This is a genomic window from Hymenobacter translucens, from assembly GCF_020685205.1.
Taxonomy (GTDB): domain Bacteria; phylum Bacteroidota; class Bacteroidia; order Cytophagales; family Hymenobacteraceae; genus Hymenobacter; species Hymenobacter translucens.
Genome location: NZ_JAJERB010000001.1, coordinates 657,982 through 676,961, shown reverse-complemented (window position 1 = coordinate 676,961; position 18,980 = coordinate 657,982). Strand labels below are relative to the sequence as shown.

At 62.4% G+C, this 18,980-nt stretch carries 14 protein-coding genes and 1 tRNA gene; 10 read left to right on the top strand and 5 right to left on the bottom strand.

The window, feature by feature from the left end; all coding sequences use genetic code 11:
• Positions 1-83: 83 nt before the first annotated feature.
• From LJY25_RS02865 to LJY25_RS02820, 10 genes are all read left to right on the top strand, one after another.
• Positions 84-434 (top strand): hypothetical protein, encoded by a 351-nt coding sequence (locus tag LJY25_RS02865; protein WP_227606713.1) that lies wholly within the window; start codon positions 84-86, stop codon positions 432-434.
• Positions 435-476: 42 nt separating this feature from the next.
• Complete coding sequence (locus tag LJY25_RS02860) at positions 477-1,112, top strand: hypothetical protein (protein WP_227606712.1); 636 nt, start codon at positions 477-479, stop codon at positions 1,110-1,112.
• A gap of 57 nt (positions 1,113-1,169) precedes the next feature.
• Positions 1,170-2,309, top strand: coding sequence for a glycosyltransferase family 4 protein (locus tag LJY25_RS02855; RefSeq protein WP_227606711.1), 1,140 nt, complete (start codon positions 1,170-1,172; stop codon positions 2,307-2,309).
• A 131-nt stretch (positions 2,310-2,440) separates the two neighbouring features.
• Positions 2,441-3,073, top strand: a complete 633-nt coding sequence (locus LJY25_RS02850; RefSeq protein WP_227606710.1) for a polysaccharide deacetylase family protein — start codon at positions 2,441-2,443, stop codon at positions 3,071-3,073.
• An 87-nt stretch (positions 3,074-3,160) separates the two neighbouring features.
• Complete coding sequence (locus tag LJY25_RS02845) at positions 3,161-4,318, top strand: glycosyltransferase (protein WP_227606709.1); 1,158 nt, start codon at positions 3,161-3,163, stop codon at positions 4,316-4,318.
• Positions 4,319-4,402: 84 nt separating this feature from the next.
• On the top strand, positions 4,403-5,170 hold the full coding sequence (locus LJY25_RS02840) for a TatD family hydrolase (RefSeq protein ID WP_227606708.1): 768 nt from the start codon (positions 4,403-4,405) through the stop codon (positions 5,168-5,170).
• Positions 5,171-5,210: 40 nt separating this feature from the next.
• Entirely contained in the window at positions 5,211-6,308 is a 1,098-nt protein-coding gene (locus LJY25_RS02835; RefSeq protein ID WP_227606707.1) for an asparaginase, read from the top strand.
• 56 nt (positions 6,309-6,364) lie between these two features.
• Positions 6,365-6,452 (top strand) — tRNA-Ser (locus LJY25_RS02830).
• 521 nt (positions 6,453-6,973) lie between these two features.
• Positions 6,974-10,639, top strand: coding sequence for a T9SS type A sorting domain-containing protein (locus LJY25_RS02825; RefSeq protein WP_227606706.1), 3,666 nt, complete (start codon positions 6,974-6,976; stop codon positions 10,637-10,639).
• A gap of 77 nt (positions 10,640-10,716) precedes the next feature.
• A complete protein-coding gene (locus LJY25_RS02820) occupies positions 10,717-10,920 on the top strand; it encodes a PID-CTERM protein-sorting domain-containing protein (RefSeq protein WP_227606705.1) in 204 nt (67 codons plus the stop codon).
• Between the two features lie 138 nt (positions 10,921-11,058).
• Here the strand turns inward: LJY25_RS02820 and LJY25_RS02815 are convergent, their stop codons facing one another.
• From LJY25_RS02815 to LJY25_RS02795, 5 genes are all read right to left on the bottom strand, one after another.
• Positions 11,059-12,243, bottom strand: coding sequence for a T9SS type A sorting domain-containing protein (locus tag LJY25_RS02815; protein ID WP_227606704.1), 1,185 nt, complete (start codon positions 12,241-12,243; stop codon positions 11,059-11,061).
• 208 nt (positions 12,244-12,451) lie between these two features.
• A complete protein-coding gene (locus LJY25_RS02810) occupies positions 12,452-13,858 on the bottom strand; it encodes an alpha-amylase family glycosyl hydrolase (protein ID WP_227606703.1) in 1,407 nt (468 codons plus the stop codon).
• 43 nt (positions 13,859-13,901) lie between these two features.
• Positions 13,902-16,022 (bottom strand): glycoside hydrolase family 97 protein, encoded by a 2,121-nt coding sequence (locus tag LJY25_RS02805; protein ID WP_227606702.1) that lies wholly within the window; start codon positions 16,020-16,022, stop codon positions 13,902-13,904.
• Between the two features lie 507 nt (positions 16,023-16,529).
• Entirely contained in the window at positions 16,530-18,161 is a 1,632-nt protein-coding gene (locus LJY25_RS02800; RefSeq protein WP_227606894.1) for a DUF6377 domain-containing protein, read from the bottom strand.
• Positions 18,162-18,202: 41 nt separating this feature from the next.
• Positions 18,203-18,853, bottom strand: a complete 651-nt coding sequence (locus LJY25_RS02795; protein WP_227606701.1) for a hypothetical protein — start codon at positions 18,851-18,853, stop codon at positions 18,203-18,205.
• Positions 18,854-18,980: the final 127 nt, after the last annotated feature.

The window sequence follows — 18,980 nt, the reverse complement described above, 5'->3', positions numbered from 1 at the left end:
TGCGAAACCTGATTTTTACCTTGCGAAACTCCGCACCAAGAAACAGTATCTTGCGTGTTCACTAACTTCCAATTGCCAACGTCATGAAGACTTTCCGATTCAGCTCCCTGTTCCTCGTGGGAGCCACTGTGGTTGTCAGCAGCTGCAGCAAGTGCATCGACGAGAATCCCCGGGCCCGCATCATCAACAACGGCACCCAGAAAGCCAGCGTCCAGGTAAAGACGTCGGACGGCAACACCATCAACATCAACAACGTGGAGCCCAACACGTCGTCTGACTACGCCAGCTACGCCGGCGGGCAGGTTACCTTCACCGCTACCGTGGGCACCAACACGGCCGTCAAGACCACCCAGATCGGAACCTGCTACGACTACGACATCGCCATCGACCGCACCAACACGATTACCGTGACGGGCATCGACCGCAACGAGTAGGCTTTCTCTTGCCTTTAAATCAGATTCTCGCTTAAACGACCGATGAAGAAGTCTTTCCTGTTCTCTTTTCTAGTGTTGTCGGCCATGCTGACTTCGTTTACCGCCGGCAAAGACAATTTCGTCGGTAGGATCATGTACAAATACTCGTTTTCCGACCTGAATGGGAATGATATTACCGAGCGGGTCGCCCCAATTCTGGGCCGTGAGCAGCGGTACTTTATCAACGAGCGGAGCTATAAAGCCTATGATGAGAACAATAGGTGGATGCAGCTGTACACGAGCGAGGACAACCTGTACTATTACTTCGGGAAGGACAACACGGCTCAGAAATTCGACGGGGCTACCCAGACATCGCAGAAGTTTGTCGTAACCAAGCTCGATAAACAGGAAACCATTGCCGGCTACCCCTGTAAGGCAATCCAGATCGAAACCGACAACATCACAACCATTTACTACTACACGCCGGCCGTGAAGGTTGACGTGGCCCCATTTGCCAGGCATACCTTCGGGGAGTGGAGCAAATACCTGCAGGCCACTGACGGAGCATTGTCGCTTAAGTTCGTAATGACGGATCATAAAAATAAGTACGTGTGGACCTCCACCGCGCAGGAGGTTGCCAAGCAGGCGCTGAGTGCGGCCGAGTTTAAATACCCGACGGAAATCAAGCTGAAAAACTAGCTGGTTGGCAGAACCCCGCTTTCCCGGTAGCTTTGCCGGTCCCCAGTCACCGCTGCCTTGCACATTGCCGTCAACGTCCGCTTTCTGTTACCCGGCCGCGAGCTGGAGGGCATCGGGCGCTTCACCTACGAAACGCTGAGCCGGCTGGTGCAGCAGCACCCCGAGCACCGCTTCACCTTCTTCTTCGACCGGCCCTTCGACCCGCACTACGTGTTCGGGCCCAACGTAACCCCGCTGGTGTTGTCGCCCCCGGCCCGGCACCCGTTTCTGTTTATCGCCTGGTTTGAGGGGGCCGTAGCGCGGGCCCTGGCCCGCCTCCAACCCGACGTTTTCCTGAGCCCCGACGGCTTTACCACGCTGCGTACCACGGTGCCCCGCGTCACGGTGATGCACGACCTGGCCTTCGAGCATTTTCCCCAGGACGTAGGCTGGCTGCAGCGCAAGTACTATCACTACTTTGCCCCCCGCTTTGCCCGCGCCTCTCACCGGGTAGTGGCCGTGTCGGAAGCCACCCGCCAGGATCTGGTGAAAACCTACGGCCTGCCTGCGGAGCAGATCAGCGTCGTGTACAACGCGGCCGATGCCCGCTTCCGGCCCCAGCCCGCTGAGACTCAGCAGCTGGTTCGGGCCCGGTTCAGCGGCGGCAGGCCCTACTTTCTGTTCGTGGGCGCCTTGCAGCCGCGCAAAAACCTGGTCAACCTGCTCCGGGCCTTCGACGCTTTCAAAACCCGCACCGGCGCCGATACGCAGCTGCTGGTGGTCGGGCGCAAGGCCTGGAAAGCGGGGCCTATCTTTAACGTGTACCAGCAGATGCACCACAAAAGCGCGGTGCTGCTCACCGGGCGGGTTTCCGACGACGAGCTGACGGGGCTGTACGCCGCCGCGCTGGCCACCGTGTACGTGCCGTACTTCGAAGGCTTCGGCATTCCCATTATCGAGGCCCAGGCCAGCGGGTGCGCCGTGCTGACTTCCAACTGCAGTTCCCTGCCCGAAGTGGCCGGCGAAGGAGCCCTGCTGGTCGACCCGTTTTCGGTGGAAGCCATTGCCGATGCGCTGATCCGGCTCCAGGCCGATGCTGCGCTGCGGCAGGAGCTGATTGGGAAAGGAGCGGCCAACGTAAGGCGGTTTTCCTGGGACGACAGCGCCCGGCGGCTGGGGCAGATGCTGGCGGAAGTAGGAGGGAAGCCTGCCGCTTGAGTCGGCCGGTAGTAACTTGACGCTGACTACCAGTTTTTCCTCCTGAAGCGAAGCTTTGCCCAGGATGACAAATCGTTTTTAACCAGGCCCAGCGGCAGCCCTGCTGCTTTGCCTGCCTTTTCTTTTTGCCCGTGCGCCTTTACCGTCTGCCTTCTGCCGCCCGCCGCCTGTTGCCCGACTGCCTCTGGCGCCTGCCCGCCACTGACAACACGCTCTATCTGACCTTCGACGACGGCCCCATCCCCGGGGAAACGCCTTTTGTGCTCGAGCAGCTGGCCCGGTTTGATGCGAAGGGCACGTTTTTCTGCGTGGGCGACAACCTGGCCCGGCACCCGGACATTGCCCGGCAGGTGCTGGCCGCCGGGCACCGTCTGGCCAACCATACCCAGCACCACGTCAGCGGCTGGGCGGTTTCCCGGCCTGAATACCTGGCCGAGGTAGTCCGGTGCCAGCAGGAGCTGGATGCCCTGCTGCCCGCTCCGGAGGCCCGTCCGCTGATGCGCCCGCCCTACGGCCGCATTACCCCGCCGCTCGCCCAGGATTTGCGGGCCACGCACCAGGTGGTGATGTGGGACCTGCTGACCTGCGACTACGATGCCACCCTGAACCCGGAAAAGTGTCTGCGCAATGCCATTCGCTACTCCCGCCCGGGCTCCATCGTGGTGTTTCACGACAGCGTCAAGGCCAGCCGCAACCTGCGCTACGTGCTGCCCCGCTACCTCGAGCATTTTGCCGGCCAGGGCTACCGCTTTGCCGCGCTTTGAGTAGACCTGAGAACCTGGAACTCAGAACTGAGACTGGATTTCAGAGTTGTCCGCTGTCTAAGTACTAAGTTCTCAGCTCTGAGTTCTATGTCTTCCTTCTTCGCCTTGCTTTTCGCCCTTGATATTTCCTGGCCGCTGCTGGGCAAAGTGCTGCTGGGCGGGTATTTCGGGCTGTGGCTGGCCGGTCTGCTGCTGGCCCTGGGGCTGTTCCTGAGCCGGAAGCGCCCGGCCCCGGTACCGCTCGACCGGCCGCTGCCCCGGGTAAGCATTCTGATTGCCGCCCGCAACGAGGAAACTGCCATCGGCCGCTGCCTGCTCGCCATTCGCTCCCTTTCCTACCCCCCGGAGCTGGTGGAGGTGCTGCTCGGCAACGACGCCTCCACCGACCAGACCCGGGCGGTGGCCGAGCAGGCCATGCAGGGCTACGCCGGCTCGTTTCGCTGCCTGACCATCACCGAAAACCTGGGCCAGGCCCGGGGCAAGGCCAACGTGCTGGCTCACCTGGCCTGGGAGGCCACCACCGAGTACTTCCTGATCACCGACGCCGACATTGCCGTGCCGCCCGGCTGGGTTGAGGCCATGGTTTCCTACGCCACCGGCCCGGTTGGTACCGTCACCGGCCTCACGCTGGTGCGCGGCCCCCGTCTGCTCGATCAGCTGCAGGGCATGGACTGGCTGTTCTCCCTGGGGTTGGTGCAGGTCGTGGCCGACCGCAGCGTGCCCGTGACGGCCATGGGCAACAATATGCTGGTCACCCGGGCGGCCTACGAAGCCACCGGCGGCTACGAGCAGCTGCCGTTTTCGATTGTCGAGGACTATGCCTTGTTCGTGGCCACGGTAGCACAGGGGTTTTCGTTTCGCAACGTCTTCCGGCCCGAGGTGCTGGCGTTTTCCCTGCCGGTTCCCTCGGTGCCGCGCCTGCTGCAGCAGCGCCGCCGCTGGCTGCGCGGGGTGGAGGGCTTGCCCGGGTGGCTGAAAGCCACGCTGCTCTTCTACGGCCTGTTCTACGCCGCCCTGCTGCCGCTGGCTTTTTTGATGGGAATCGAGGTGGCAGTAGGCGTATGGGCTGCCAAGATGGTGTTGCAGGGGCTGATGGTCTGGTTTTGCTTTCGCCGCGCCGGGCAGCCCGCTCCGTGGTGGCTGATGCCGGCTTTCGAGCTGTATTCCCTGGGGCTGGGCACAGCCCTGGCCGTTTACCGCCTGCTGCCCCTGGAGTTTGAGTGGAAAGGCCGTCGTTACCGCTAAGCTCCCGGCAGGCCATCCGAAAGGATGCCTTGCCTTCGGCACAGCCGGGCGCAACGCCTACCTTTGCCGGCTCAACCCGTTGCCATGCACCTTACTGATTCCCACGCCCACGTCTATTCCGAGCAGTTCAAGCCCGACCGCGACGACATGCTGAACCGGGCCTACGAAGCCGGAGTTCAGACCATTGTGATGCCCAACATCGACCACACCAGCATCGACGGCATGCTCGAAACCGAGGCCCGGTTTCCGCAGCAGTGCTTTGCCATGATAGGCCTGCACCCGTGCTCGGTGGGTAAGGATTTTGAGCGGGAGCTGTACCAGGTAGAAGAGTGGCTCGGGCGGCGGCCGTTCGCGGCGGTAGGGGAGTGCGGGCTGGATCTGTACTGGGACAAAACCTTTCTGGCCCAGCAGCAGGAAGCCCTGCGCGTGCAGATAAGCCTAGCCAAAACGCACAAGCTTCCGTTGGTTTTGCACACCCGCGACGCCTTTACCGAAACCGCCGACCTGATCGAGCAGGGGCAGGACGGCACCCTGCGCGGCGTGTTTCACTGCTTTTCTGGCACCCCGGCCGAAGCCGAGCGCGCCCTTAAGCTGGGCTTCAAGCTCGGCATCGGGGGCGTGGCCACGTTCAAGAACGGCGGCCTCGACAAGGTGCTGCCCGGCCTCGGCCTGGAGCACCTGCTGCTCGAAACCGACTGTCCTTACCTGGCTCCCGTGCCCCACCGCGGCAAGCGCAACGAGCCGGCCTATCTGCCCCTGATTGCCCGGCGCGTAGCCGAGCTGCTGGGCCGCGACGTGGAGGAAGTTGTCGAGGTCACGACGCGCAACGCCCGGGAGTTGTTCAATTTGTAGCTTGCCCGGGTTTCCCGCCTACCCTTAGCCTGCCCTGCCGTTGCTGTCCGCCGCCCTGCCCTTCGAGTCATACCTGGTCGAGATTGAGCCTTCCCGCCCCACGGATGGGCCGGTCAGCTCCGTGCTCGTTATTTACACCGGCGGTACCGTGGGCATGGTCTTCAACAAGAAGGGCGAGCTGACGCCCATGAACTTCGGGCAGATTCAGAAGAAGATGCCCGAGCTGCGCCAGCTCAACATGCGCGTGTCGGTGCTGAGTCTGCCCCAGCTGATTGACTCCTCCAACGTCACCGCCACCGACTGGCTTACGCTGGCCGCCCTTATCCAGCAGCACTACCACGACTACACCGGCTTCGTGGTGCTGCACGGCACCGACACTATGGCTTATACGGCCGCCGCGCTAAGCTTTCTGCTCGAAAGCCTGGGCAAAACCGTGGTGCTGACCGGAGCGCAGGTGCCCGTAGGCCGCATCCGCACCGATGCCCGCCGCAACCTGATTACGGCCCTGGAAATTGCCGTGGCCCGCCACCCCCGCGCCGGCACGGTCCGTGTGCCCGAGGTCTGCATCTTTTTCAACGACCAGCTGATTCGCGGCAACCGGGCCCGGAAGGTGGAAAGCCAGAAGTTCAACGCCTTTCGAAGCGAAAACTACCCACCCCTGGCCGAAGCCGGCATCGACGTGGAATTCAACGACCGCCACATCCGCATGCTGCCCTCCGCGCCGCTGCGGACTCACCAGCTCCTCGCCGATGAAGTCGTGTTGCTGAAGCTCTTCCCGGGTATTTCCGAGCGGGTGGTGCGGGCAATGCTCGAAGTCGATGGGCTGCGGGGCGGGGTGCTGGAAACCTACGGCGCCGGCAACGCCCCCACGGCGCCCTGGTTTCTGCGCTGTTTGCGCGAGGCCCGCGACCGGGGCGTACAGCTGCTCAACGTCAGCCAGTGCGAGGAGGGAAGGGTGGTGCAGGGAACCTACGAAACCAGCGCCCATCTCACGGAGCTGGGCATCATTGGCGGGGAGGACATCACCCCTGAGGCGGCCATCACCAAGCTGATGTTCGTGCTGGGACTCAACCGTCCGGCCCGCGAAACGGCCCGCCTGCTCACCCAGGACCTGCGCGGGGAGATAACCTTATTCTAGGGCCTGGCTTGCGTTTGCGGAAAAAGGAGCGTTACTTTGCCCCCGATTCCAGACCCAGAGAGGTGTCCGAGTGGTCGAAGGAGCACGCCTGGAAAGTGTGTATGGCCCAAAAGGTCATCGTGGGTTCGAATCCCATCCTCTCTGCATAAAAGCCCGTTTGCGTTTTGCAAACGGGCTTTTTGTTTTCTCACAGGAAACTTCCCCGGGTGATGGAGGCGGTCCGAACCACATTTCACTAAGTAATGCCAGAAGGCGATTGCAGTCCCGACAAGCGAAAGTCAACGCTGCTTCGACCCCTGGTCCGGCTCTGAACGGCCAAGCGCAGGGGCAGCCAGTAGGATCAGTAAGCTCCCTTACGAGCAGGCTTCACCGGTGAATCAACGACAGACTTTTCTTAGCTGCAGCCCTGCTGTCCGGCCCAGGCCATTGCTACACCGGGATAATTAGATATAACTGGCAGTGCCATGGGCTTCTGATGCCTGGCTCGGCTAACTGTTTCGTGTTTTTGCCTTTAGCAGGAGTAGTGGTCTATATTAATATTTCCGATCAGGCATCTTTTTATCCTGATTGTTCAAAGGATGTTGCTACATTAGCCCCGCTCTTCTGAACACCTATTGTGCCATTATTTTAACCTCCTTAATCTTACCATGAGCAAAAAATTACCCTTGAAATGGTTGACCGGCCTGGTGCTGCTCAACTGCTGGAGCGGCTACAGCAGCCAGGCCCAGGCGGTGCTGCACGATCCGAGCTTCGGCACCAACGGGCGCGTCTCCACCGCCTTCAGCACTCCCCCGAACGACTATGCCGAGGCTGTGCTGCTCCAGCCCGACGGCAAGCTGGTGGCCGTTGGCAACGGCAATAGCGGGCTCGAGCTGGCCCGCTACAGCAGCACCGGCGTCCTCGACCCCAACTTCGGCACCGGTGGTAAGGTTACGACCTACACGCTCCCGGCCAGCAGTGGCTGCTCAACCGGCTGGACCTCCACAACCAAAGCCTATGCCCAAACCGCCCTGCTGCAGCCCGACGGCAAGATTGTGGTGGCCGGGGCTATTGGCTCGAATAACCCGGCCTTCCCCAGTGGCCGGTTTAACTGGTACGTGGGCCGCTACCTGGCCGACGGCACCTTTGATACGGGCTTCACACCCTTTGCCAGCTGTGGGGGCACCATCGGCGGCACGGCTGTGAAGGTGCTGCGCCAAAGCACCGGCCGCCTGATTATTATCGGCTATAACTCCGGCGTGGGCGGCTGCGACGGCGGCTCTACCCAGACCCCGCGCATCCTCGGTCTGCAAACCAACGGCACCCAGGATTTCACCTTCACCAGCAGCATCATCGGTGGTACGTCCCGCCTGCAGATCAAGGATGCCTACGTCGACGCCCTGGACCGGATAACCACCATCGGCTACCGGGAAATCTGCGTAACCCTCCCGATCGGGGTACGGGCGATAACCGGCTATAATACGCTGCTGCACCGCTTCCTGGCCAACGGACAGCCTGACCCCTCGTTTGGTACGAACGGTGAGGTAATTCTGAACATCAATAACGGCTTCACGATGGGCTCGGCTCTGGCACCAGTGCCCACCGGGGAGCTGCTGCTTGCCGGAAACAACGGCGGCAGTTCCGATGGTTTTGTTGCCCGTCTGCTGTCCAGCGGGGCGCTGGACCCGGCCTTCGGAACCAATGGCATCGTCAGCCAGCTGAGCCTGGGCGGCACGCCGCCCCGCAGCATGGCCCTGCAGGCCGATGGCAAAATGCTGCTGCTGAGTGGGGGCAAGCTGCTGCGCCTGCTGGCAGATGGCCAACACGACCTCTCCTATGGAATCAACGGTCGGGTGGATGCGTACCCCGCTTCGGCCGGTGGCTTCGTCCTGCAGCCCGATGGCAAGCCCGTGACAGCCGGGGGCAACTCGGAAGGTTTTCTGCTGGAGCGCTTCGAGGCTTCTCCCAACTGCACGCAGATTGACGCGGGTTCCGACCGAGGTGGTTGCAGCGGCGGCACCGTGCGGCTGGGCAACAGCAGCAATCCCAGCGCCGGCTTCAGCTACAGCTGGACGGTGAGTCCGGCCATTCCCGGCTTCAGCAGCACCAGTGCCAATCCGAACGTTGCGCTACCGGTCGTGACGAGCACCACGGCGTACACTTTCTCCCTGACGGCTGCCATCAGTGGCAACAGTCAGTGCACGCCCACCGACCAGGTAGTAGTAACGGTGTCGCCCAACCCGGCGACCTCTTCCCCAGTGGCTTCTCCCGCTATTGTTGATGCCGGTCAAAGCGTAACGCTGAGTGTACCCAATCCTCTTGCCGGCGCAACGTATACGTGGACCGGGCCGGGGCTGCAAGCCACCACCGGGTCAACCGTAACGGCTATTCCTTCCACCACCAGCTCCTCGGCCCGCTACGTAGTGACGGCCACATTCAGCAGCTGCACAGTACAGGCGGACGTGCAGGTATTAGTGCGCCAGCCCGGCACGACTACAGTCTGGTCCGGGGCCAGCTCCACGAACTGGTTTACGGCGGCAAACTGGACTAATGGCGTGCCAAACGGGTCGTTTGATGCCGTCGTCCCCGTAGTAGCCAGCGGTAATTATCCGAACATTACCTCCGGCGCGGCCAGTGTGCGCAGCCTGAGCATCAACAGCGGGGCCCAGGTTACGCAAAGTGGGGGCACGCTAAGCTCGAACGGCAGTTTCCTCAACGATGGCCAGTTCGTGGGCAGCAACAGCCTGGTCACGGTCACGGGCCCGGTCGGCGGCGCCAGCGCCACGCGCTTCCACAACCTGACCGTAGGCGCCGCCGGTGCCCGGCTGATTGGACCCGTCGAGCTGGAGCAGGTGCTGACGCTGAACGGCAACCTGGCTACCAACGGTCAGCCCCTGACGCTGCGTTCAAATGCCCTAACGGGTACGGCCATTGTAGTGAATAACGCGGGGGTGGTGAACGGCACGGTCACCGTGCAGCGCGCCATCACGTCGGGTCCGAACCCGGCCCTGGGCTACCGCCACTTCAGCTCCCCGGTGAGCAATTCTACGGTGGCCGACCTAGCTACCACCAGCTTCACGCCGGTCGTCAATCCAAACTACAATACCTCGGCCACGCCCACCGGTGAGACGCCCTTCCCCTCCATCTTCGGCTACGACCAGAGCCGTCTGACGCTGAGCAACAACCTCTCGGTCTTCGACAAAGGCTGGTTCTCGCCCGCGTCCCTGACCGCTCCGCTCGAAGTGGGCCGGGGCTACACCGTCAGCCTGGATGCCGGCCAACTCGTGGATTTCAACGGTACGCTCACCAATGGCGACGTTCCGCTCTCCTTTGCCCGCAACAGCGGCCCCACCGCCGGCAGCGCGGGCTGGCAGCTGATCGGCAACCCGTACCCGTCGGTACTTTCCTTTGCCCGCATCAAGGCCACGGACCGGGTGAACGTAGACCGCGCCATGTACATGTTTGAAAGCGCCGACACCTACCGCGGAACCTACCGGGCCTACCTCAACGGCATTGGTGCCGACTCACTGGCGGGTGTGGGCCAGGGCTTCTTCGTGCGCGTGACGGAAGGCCAGACCGCCGGCAGCCTGCTGCTGCGCAACGGCCACCGTCTGAAGACCCCGGACGTGACGAGCTTCAGCCGCAGTACGGCCGACACGCGTCCCCAGCTGCAGCTGGAGCTTAGCAGCGGTATCCCCGGCACGCGGCCGGACCCGACGTACGTGTACTTCGAGCAGGGTGCCACCGATGGCCTGGACCCGGAGTATGACGCCGTCAAGCTGCCCAACTCCAGCGGGCTTAACCTTTCCTCGCTGACGCAGACCACGCGCCTGGCCATCAACGGCCTGCCGCCGGTAACGACGCCCACAGCCGTGCCGCTGGTGATGGCCGTGCCAGCCGCAGGCAGCTACATGCTCAATGCCACGGCTCTGCTCAACATGACGACAATGGACGTCTACCTGCTCGACGCGGCCACCGGACAGCAGCTCAACCTGCGCCAGCAGCCAAGCTACTCGTTCAACAGCGTGAGCAGCGTGCCGCTGGCTTCCCGCTTCTCCATCAGCTTTACGCTGGCCCGCCCCACGGCTACGGCCAGCGGGCTGACGGCCGCCCAGGTCGGCGTGTATCCGAACCCGGCGCGTCAGCAATTTACGCTGCTGCTGCCCCCGGTAACGGGTGTGAAGCAGGCCCAGGCCGTGCTGTACAACGTGCTGGGCCAGCCCGTGCGTCAGCAGGCGGTGACGCCCGGCACGCAGGCCGTAGTGGACGTGCAGCAGCTGCCGGCCGGGGTGTACGTGCTGCGCGTGCAGGTGGGCCAGAGCACGGTTGCCAAGCAGGTCGTCATTCAATAATTGCCTGCCCGGCGGGGAGTTGGCGCATCCGGCACCAGCTCCCCGCTACGCCGGCCCTCACTCTCTTTTCGTATCCGATGAAGCTCTACTCACTTTCGCTGCTGACTGCCGGCCTGCTGGTGCTGACACTCAGCAGCCCGGTCCAGGCCCAGGACCCTGACTCGGGGGGACCGACCCCCACGCCCTCTTCTCCTACGGCTGTGCCCATTGATGCGGGCGCCTCGCTGCTGCTGGCCGCCGGCGCCGCCTACGGCCTGCGTCGTCTCAGCCGCAAAGCCTGAGCAGCCATTCGTTTAACAACTAAAAAGGCCCGCACGCGCGGGCCTTTTTTATGCAGGTAGCAGGATGAGAACAGAGGTATTACCAGCGGGTATTGCAATAAAGAAAGGCTCCGCGGGGTCGTTTGGTGGAAGCAGCAGCTAATTAACCACAAGGCGCCGGGATAAAGTGCCGGAACGAACCACGTACACTCCGGTCGGCAACTGGGCCGGTAAAGCTAGCTCCAGCGTACCCGAGGTGGGCACCACGGCGCTGGTTACCTGCTGCCCCAGCGCATTAAAAACGCCTACTGTATGCCCAACGGGCAATCCGCTCAGCTGAACGTTGTCCCGGGTCGGGTTGGGCCACAAAACCAGCTGGTTTCGACCCGGCTGGGGGACCTTCGCACCCGTAACCACGGTATTCACCTGCTGGTAGGCTATCTGCTGTAAAGCCACCGCCGTTGTGGGCGTGATGACCAGATCGGCCGCCGCCTGTTCGCTGCCGCCGAGGGTGCGCGGGTCTACGCCGGTCAGCTGATAAAACAACACCAGGGCGCTGAGGTAGCTGCCCCACTTGCTGGCGTGAACATGGTCGCTGGCCCACAGATTGATCTTGCTCAGGTCAGGCGTGTAGGGGTTGCGCATCGCTACGCCCGTGGTAATGGCCGTAAGCCAGGCATTGCCCACCGGGGCCACGGCGGTATAGCGGCCATTGCTGAAAAACGCCCGGTAGTAAGCCACGTGCAGGTCACGGGTCATCGAGTCGATGGGCAGGCCGGCGTAGCGGGACCCGGCGGGGTACGTGAAATCGGGGCGAGCCCAGGTCTGGTACAGGTACACCTGCGTAGCGGGGCTGGCTGAGTGAATAGCCTGCTCGAGGCGGGTAGCATAGTCATAGAACAGCGCCGGGCTGCCCCCGCGGGACGTCGGCACCGGTCGGGTGCTTTGTTCCTGCAGCACCACCTTGTCCCAGCCCGGCTGCGTAAGGATGGGCAGGGCATTAGTGTGGTGAAACTGCAGGGAAGTGCCGCTCACGGCCTCGATGTGCACGTCGTAGTTCAGCCCCGCCTGGGTGGTAAACATTTTGAATATGCCCGGCACACCGCCAAACGCCGCCTGCATTCCTGCGTCGTGGGCGCGCGGGTGACCGGCGGGCAGGCCGAAGTTCACGTCCGTAATAGCGGCGGCGTTGTAGTTGAGCGCCGGGGCAAACTGGCCGTGGGTAAAGCTGTTGCCCACGAACAGAACGCGGGTCTGGGCCGGAGCCGTGGTGCTGAGACCGAACAAGGCAATTGCCAGCCCGGTTAACCGCCGGGCGGCTGGATGAAGTAGCGTTGTAAGCATAGGGTCGAGGTAGATCGGTGAGATGAGAGTGTCTGGTTGAAATGCTTGAAATGCAGTGACTTGGATTTCAGAGCAGAGGGCCTGCAGTACGGAGAGAAACCCATAAGTTAGCCTGTCAACCAGAGCCTGATATAACGTAGGCCCCGGCGGCAGTGGCAGTGGGTATCAAGTGGCAGATGGAAACGGCAGGGTCCTGCCGGAGCCTTCTTTACTTCTTTAGAACCAGGTAGCCATAGGCAGGTAATGTTACCTGCTGGCCTAGCGTCACGGGGGTGTTCTGCAGGGCGTCGGTCCAGGTGGTACCGGCCTGGGCCGCGGGCAGGGTGTAGGTGCTGGGCGCATTACGCACGTTCACCAGCACCAGGGCCTGGTCGGTGCCCGACGTCTTCGTGAACGCACACACGTTGGCCGAGCTGTAGGAGGTGGGTGTGCCGCGGCGCAGGGCAGCACTGCCCGACCGGGCCGCCAGCAGCTGCTTGTAGGCCCGCGTCACGTCCGGGTTGGCGCCCCAGGTGATTTTCACGGAGGTGAAGGGAAAAGGGATGTTCCGCGTCATCCCGGCTTCCTGCCCGTTATACACCATCGGAATGCCCCGGTACAGCGCCGCAATTACGAAGGCTGACATGGCACCGGCCTTGCCGCCAAACAGGGTGACCGGAGTACCATCGGACCCGTTCACGTCGTGGTTGGTGATGTAGCGCACCACGTGCTGCCCGGCGGTAGCCCCGGTGTACTCGGTGGCGTTGATGGCGTCGAACCGGGTAGCGGGCATCGCGCGGCGGTACACGTCCCAGAAGCCGCCGTAAAAGCTGAATCCGAAATTGTAGTCGAAGCCGGAGGCGAAGTTTGAGGCACGGGTACCTTCGGCCAGCAGTAGCAGCTTGTGGGTTTTGATGGTGCGCAGCGTGTCATTGGCCTGCTTCCAGAAGTCGTTGGGCTGAAAGTCGGCGTAGTCAAAGCGAAAACCGTCGATGTTGGCAGTGTACACCCAGTACTTCATGGCCGCTATCATCTGCAGGCGCATTGCGGCATTGGCGAAGTTCAGCTGGGCCACGTCGTTGTAGGTGACGCCGTTGTTGGAAGGCGAAATAATGTTGCCCGCCGCATCTTTCTGGTACCAGTCTGAATGGGCGGTAATCCAGGGGTGGTCCCAGGCAGTGTGGTTAGCTACCCAGTCCAGCATCACGGTCAGCCCCCGGGCATGGGCGGCATCCACGAGCTGGCGCAGGTCGGCCAGGGTGCCGAACTCAGGGTTTACGGCGCGGTAGTCCTGCACGGCGTAGGGCGAGTTCACCCCGCGCAGCTGCCCGATCGGGTAGATCGGCATCAGGTAGAGCACGTTCACGCCCAGGTCCTTGATGGAATCAATCCGGGCCGTGACCCCGGCGAAGTTGCTGCCCTGGCTGAAGGCCCGCATGTTCACCTGGTACATCACCGCGTCCTGCCGGTCGGGCACCCCGCCGAAGGGCGTACCATACTGCGTCGGAGTGGGGTCCGTGGTGGTTGGGGGCGCCACCGGGTCGGCGGGCTTGGGAGCATCCTCTTTGCAGCCCTGCAGGCAGCCAGCGACGAGCAGCGCCAGAGCGTTGGCGAAAAGAAAACGAAGAACAGACATCGGAAGAGATGATGAAGGACGAACCGGGATCTGGGGCCCGGAATTACTTTTTGATTGGCTTGAAGCTTACCGCTGCCCCGCCGCCCGGGGCCAGCTGCAGGGTAAGCGCCGACTTGCTGGTGACGACCTGCCGGGTGATGCGGTAGGCCATGGGGTTTTTCTGCCAGTCGGCGCCGTGGCCATCGGCATAGATAATGGCTTCGTAGCGGGTGCCGGGCGAGAGAAAATCAAGCTTCACGGGCTGCTTGCGGGCCTGCTCGTCGGTGATGGCGCCCAGAAACCACTCGTCTTTGCCCTTGGCCTGGCGGGCAATGGTGAGGTAGTCGCCGGGCTCGGCGGCCAGGATGCGGGTGTCGTCCCAGTCCACGGCTACGTCTTCGATAAACCGAAAGGCGTCGAGGTGCTTCTCGTAGGCTTCGGGCAGGTCGGCGGCCATCTGCAGGGGCGAGTACATCGTCACGTACAAGGCCAGCTGCTTGGCCAGGGTGGTGTGCACCTGCCGGCCCTTGTTGCGCGCCGGGTTCCAGCTTTCCAGCTGAATCTGAAAGATGCCGGGCGTGTAGTCCATTGGGCCACCCATCAGGCGGGTGAAGGGCAGAATGGTTTCGTGCTCGGGCGGGTTACCGCTGCTCCAGGCATTGAACTCGTTGCCCCGGGCGGCTTCATTGGCCAGCCAGTTGGGGTAGGTGCGGTGCAGACCCGTGGGGCGCACAGCCTCGTGCATGTCCACCATGATCTGCTGCCGGGCCATGTTGGCGGCGGTGCGGTTGTAGTGGTTGACCATCCACTGCCCGTCGTGGTGCTCCCCGCGCGGAATGATGCGGCCCACGTACCCGGTTTTCACGGCGTCGTAGCCGTGCTGCTTCATAAAGCGCAGGGCCTCGTCCTGCCGCCGCTCGTAGTTGGTGACCGAGGAGCTGGTTTCGTGGTGCATGATCAGCTTGACGCCCTTGCCGGCCGCGTACTGCTGCAGCTCCCGCACGTCGAAGTCGGGGTAGGGGGTCACGAAGTCGAACACCTCTTCCTTCCAGTTGCCGGCCCAGTCTTCCCAGCCCACGTTCCAGCCCTCCACCAGCACGCCCTCAATCTTGTGCTGGGCGGCAAAGTCGATGTAGCGCTTTACGTTGGCGGTGTTGGCGCCGTGGTGGCCGTTGGGCTTGAGGGCGTTCCAGTCGGTATCGGCGAGCTTGATGTTCGACACGTCGGCGTAGTTCCAGCTGGCCTTGTTCACGTGCATCTCCCACCACACGCCCACAAACTTCTGGGGCTTGATCCAACTGGTTTCCGCGAGCTTGGTGGGCTCGTTCAGATTCAGGATCAGCTTGGAGGCCAGCACGGCGGGGGCGTTGTCGCTCACCACGATGGTGCGCCAGGGCGTGTGCTCCGGGGCTTGCAGGTAGGCCTTGGCACCCGTGCCGGTGGCGTCGGGCACGAGCTGACTGGTCAGCCCGAACGTCTGGGTGTTCACGTTCAGCATCATGGCCGGGTAATTCACCAGTGCCGCCTCATGGATGTTCACGTACAGCCCGTCATCCGACTTCAGCATCAGCGGGGTCTGCACCCGGTAAGGCGCCGACTTCAGCTGGATAACCTCAATGGGGGTGGTATTGACTTCGCTGAGCCGGCTGGTCGTGTAGGTGTACTCGTTGGAGTCGTAGTCGCCCGGAATCCAGAAGGCTTTGTGGTTGGCAGGCAGGTTAAACTCGGTTAGCTCGTCCTGCACCGTGAAGTACGCCAGGCTGGGCTGCCGGGGAAACTCGTACCGAAAGCCCACGCCATCGGCAAACACCCGGAATACTACGTCGAGCAGCCTGCCCGGGGCCGCGCCCTGGCGCAGGTGCACCGTCAGCTGCTGGTAGTGGTTACGGATGTTTTTCACCTCGCCCCACACCGGCTGCCAGGTTTCGTCCACGTCCTTAATTTCGCTGCCCAGGACGGTGAGCGGGCTGTCAAAGCCCTTGCCGTCGGCGAAGGCAAGGCCCAGGCGCGACGCCTTGACGACGGGCTTAGTACCGTAAGACACGGAGTAGGCGGGCTGGCCGTTGGGGCCCAGGGCAAACGTCAGGCTGACTTTGTCCAGACGGGCAGTAAGTGGGGCTGCGGCCTGGGACCGGGCGCCGTGGGCGGCCGTTAGCAGCAGCAGAACGAGCAGGAAGTTTCTCATTGGGCAAGTTGGGGTGATGAAAACCGGTACGTCCGAAGCGGCCGGCCCGCGGCTGTTTTGGTTGAGCAGGATGAAGTTGCTCCTCCGAAACCGGAGCCGGTCGTGCTGAGCTTTCCGGCGGCGTAGGCTGACTTCAGGCGTTATTAGCCGGGCCGGGGTACCGGGTCCCGGCAGGCAGCCAACATTCGTTTAGAGTCCGGTTTACAGTAAAAGTAGCGCCCTCGCCAGCGGAGGAATAGTTGTCAAACCGCAGTATGGAAAATATTAACCGGTTTCTGCGTTATCTACTTGATAAGCAAATGCTTGCCTTGTAAAATTGGGGCCAAAATATAAGCCCTGTATAGCTCGTGCGCGCGTCAGCAATGCCCCAAGGCAGCCGAATCAGCGGGGCTGGGTCCCGACTGTTTCTCTCCTGTACCATTTGTTTGCGTGGCTGACCGATGTCCGGCTCAGCGTGAGCGGGCACTTACTTACGGGCTCGGACCGAGACAGTAACCGTAGCCGGGTTCAAACGGCTTGGATGGCCTGCACGCGGGCCTCAAACTCCTCGTTCGGCAGCAAAGACCGGTTCTTAACCCGGGTTTTGTAGGTGTAGATCGTGTTGATCGAGTACCCGAGCATCCGGCTGATCTGCTCACTGTCGACGATGCCCAGGCGGATGAGGGCGAAGATGCGCAGCTCGGTCGTCAGCAGCTGGTCTTCGGGCAGGCGAATCCGGTCTTCTTCCCGGAACAGGGCGTTGAACTGCTCGATGAAGTGGGGGAACAGCCGCAGGAAAACCAGGTCGAAGCCCTTGAGCAGTTCATTGCGCTCGGTCTTGCTGTTGATGCCGTCGGCCAGCTTCTGCACTGCCCCGTATTGCTTGCTGGCCAACAGGGCGTCGACCCGCTTCTTGAGCGACTCCAGCTTGTCGATGTACCGGGAGTTGTTGTGGAAGTAGTACCCGATGTACTCCTCCTTGATTTTGTTGGCTTCGTTGAGGCCCTGAATCAGCTGGCCCAGCTCGTGGTTGCGCGCCTGCAGCTCCCCGTTGGTAGCCGAGATAAGCCGGCCCGCCCGGCGCAGCTGCCGCAGCTGCCGGAAACTCACCACCGCAAACCCAATGACGGCCAGCGCCAGCGCCGTCATGATGATGGCAAAGGTTTGCAGCGACCTGCGCTGGCTTTCGATGATGTTGATTTTCTCTCCCTCAATAACCGAGGACAGCTGGCTCAGCTCCAGCTGCCGCTGCCGGGCGTTGTAGAAGGCGGCAGCTTCGCGGGCTTCCCTGATAAAGGTATAGGCGTTTTTCAGGTCGCCCCGCCGGTAGCAGTAGTCGGCTACCTTGAATATGGCCGTCGTTTCCTTGGTGGCGGACCGGAGGTCGGCAATGGCTGAAGTCAGCAGCAGCTCAAAGGCCTTATCGGGCTGGCCGGCTAGCTCGTAGAGGTAGGCCGTAGTGCTGGCACTCACGGCCAGCTGGTGCAGAGTCAGGCGGGGCAGGCGGCGGATCTGTCCGTACACGGCTGCCCCGGCCGCCAGGTCATTGGTTTTCTGGGCCCGGAACTCCTGCACGGATAAGCTCTCGTAAGAGCCCGGCCGGCAAAACAGAAGGGCGGTGTCGGCATAGGCCAGCGCCTTGCGGTTGTACGCCGGGCGGAACGTCAGGTCCCGGTTGAAGGCGCCCAGGTCGCTGTAGGCGCGGGCCCGCAGGAAATAATAGCCGTGCCGGTCGGCGGGAGCAAGCCGCCCGGTCTGGATGTCGTCCAGTACGTCGAAGGTTTCCTTGAACATACCGGAGGAAAGCAGCACAAACGCCAGCTTGAGCTTGGCCAGCTCAACTTTCTGCGGGTCGCGCAGCTGCCCGGCCAGACGGGTAATCTTCTGGCAGTACACAAAGGCCGAATCGTACTTGAAGGCCTTGTACTCCTCATAGATGCGCAGGCCCAGCTCGAAGCGGGCGTTGTCGCTCAGCTCGGGCGCCGCGAAGTCGGCGGTAAGTACCGCAATGCGGTTGAAGCGTTGTCCGTCGTATTCCCTTTTATGCGCCAGGGCCTCGTTCAGTTCGCGCAGTAAGCTGTCGGCGGCGGCTCCGGGTGGCCTGGCGACGGACGGCAGGGTGGTAAGCAGCAAACCGCACAGGAAGAAGAAGAGCTTCACCAAGGAGAAAGAGCAACGATTGAGCACGGCAAGAAACAAAACTAGCCGGGCAAACCGGCTGCTTCGGCCTGAATACGCTTTTCCCGCCTCCTGTTTCGGGTTTCCCTTATCAGCAGCACCGGAAAGAGGAAGGTCAGGGCGAGACAAATCAAGGGAAGTAGCCAGCAAATCAGACCTGCCGACGCCCGCTCATGGGCGGCCAGCATCGTGCCGGTGGCCGGGGCAAGACGGTCCAGGCTGCTGATTCGGTCTTGCTCCCAGAAGTCGGCTTCCAGGTACCGGTACTGGCCTCCGGCAGAGCGGACCAGCAGCACCTGGGCTCCGTCTTCCTGTTTAAGATCTTCATAGTCGATATAGATAGCCCGGGAGCCTTTGGGCGGCACCGGCAGATCCTTCGGATTCAGGGCGGGCAGGGCCGGACCGCTGAACGAAGCAAATTGCGACAACACCGCGAAGTAAACCCCGGCCAGGCGGGCTGGCGTGTCAGTCGTTTCTTCTTCGTTTGCCTGCTGGTCTCCGTTGGAATGCAGAAGGGGCGTGACATACACGACCTCGTCGGTCAGGTTGATGACGCGGTATTCCCGAACCACGGGCAGCAGGGTGCCAGCCACCAGGGCAAGCAGGCACAGCGCCGAGACGGTAAACGTGAGCGTGAAGTAAAGCTCCACCCGCGACGTACGTGGCTTTTTCATGATGAAAGGCTGGTAGGCGGAGGTCGGATCGACGTGAGCCGGCCAAATCCGGCAAGCTTCCGGATACCGGAAAGTAGGCGTTGGCCTCATACCAAGCACCATCCGGCAAACGGCCTGCTGCGGCCGG

What these genes read in the sequence shown, in the direction of transcription:
- LJY25_RS02795 (WP_227606701.1), bottom strand. Translation starts at nt 18,853, where the DNA reads ATGAAAAAGCCACGTACGTCGCGGGTGGAGCTTTACTTCACGCTCACG.
- LJY25_RS02860 (WP_227606712.1), top strand. Translation starts at nt 477, where the DNA reads ATGAAGAAGTCTTTCCTGTTCTCTTTTCTAGTGTTGTCGGCCATGCTG.
- LJY25_RS02845 (WP_227606709.1), top strand. Translation starts at nt 3,161, where the DNA reads ATGTCTTCCTTCTTCGCCTTGCTTTTCGCCCTTGATATTTCCTGGCCG.
- LJY25_RS02865 (WP_227606713.1), top strand. Translation starts at nt 84, where the DNA reads ATGAAGACTTTCCGATTCAGCTCCCTGTTCCTCGTGGGAGCCACTGTG.
- LJY25_RS02840 (WP_227606708.1), top strand. Translation starts at nt 4,403, where the DNA reads ATGCACCTTACTGATTCCCACGCCCACGTCTATTCCGAGCAGTTCAAG.
- LJY25_RS02815 (WP_227606704.1), bottom strand. Translation starts at nt 12,243, where the DNA reads ATGCTTACAACGCTACTTCATCCAGCCGCCCGGCGGTTAACCGGGCTG.
- LJY25_RS02810 (WP_227606703.1), bottom strand. Translation starts at nt 13,858, where the DNA reads ATGTCTGTTCTTCGTTTTCTTTTCGCCAACGCTCTGGCGCTGCTCGTC.
- LJY25_RS02805 (WP_227606702.1), bottom strand. Translation starts at nt 16,022, where the DNA reads ATGAGAAACTTCCTGCTCGTTCTGCTGCTGCTAACGGCCGCCCACGGC.
- LJY25_RS02820 (WP_227606705.1), top strand. Translation starts at nt 10,717, where the DNA reads ATGAAGCTCTACTCACTTTCGCTGCTGACTGCCGGCCTGCTGGTGCTG.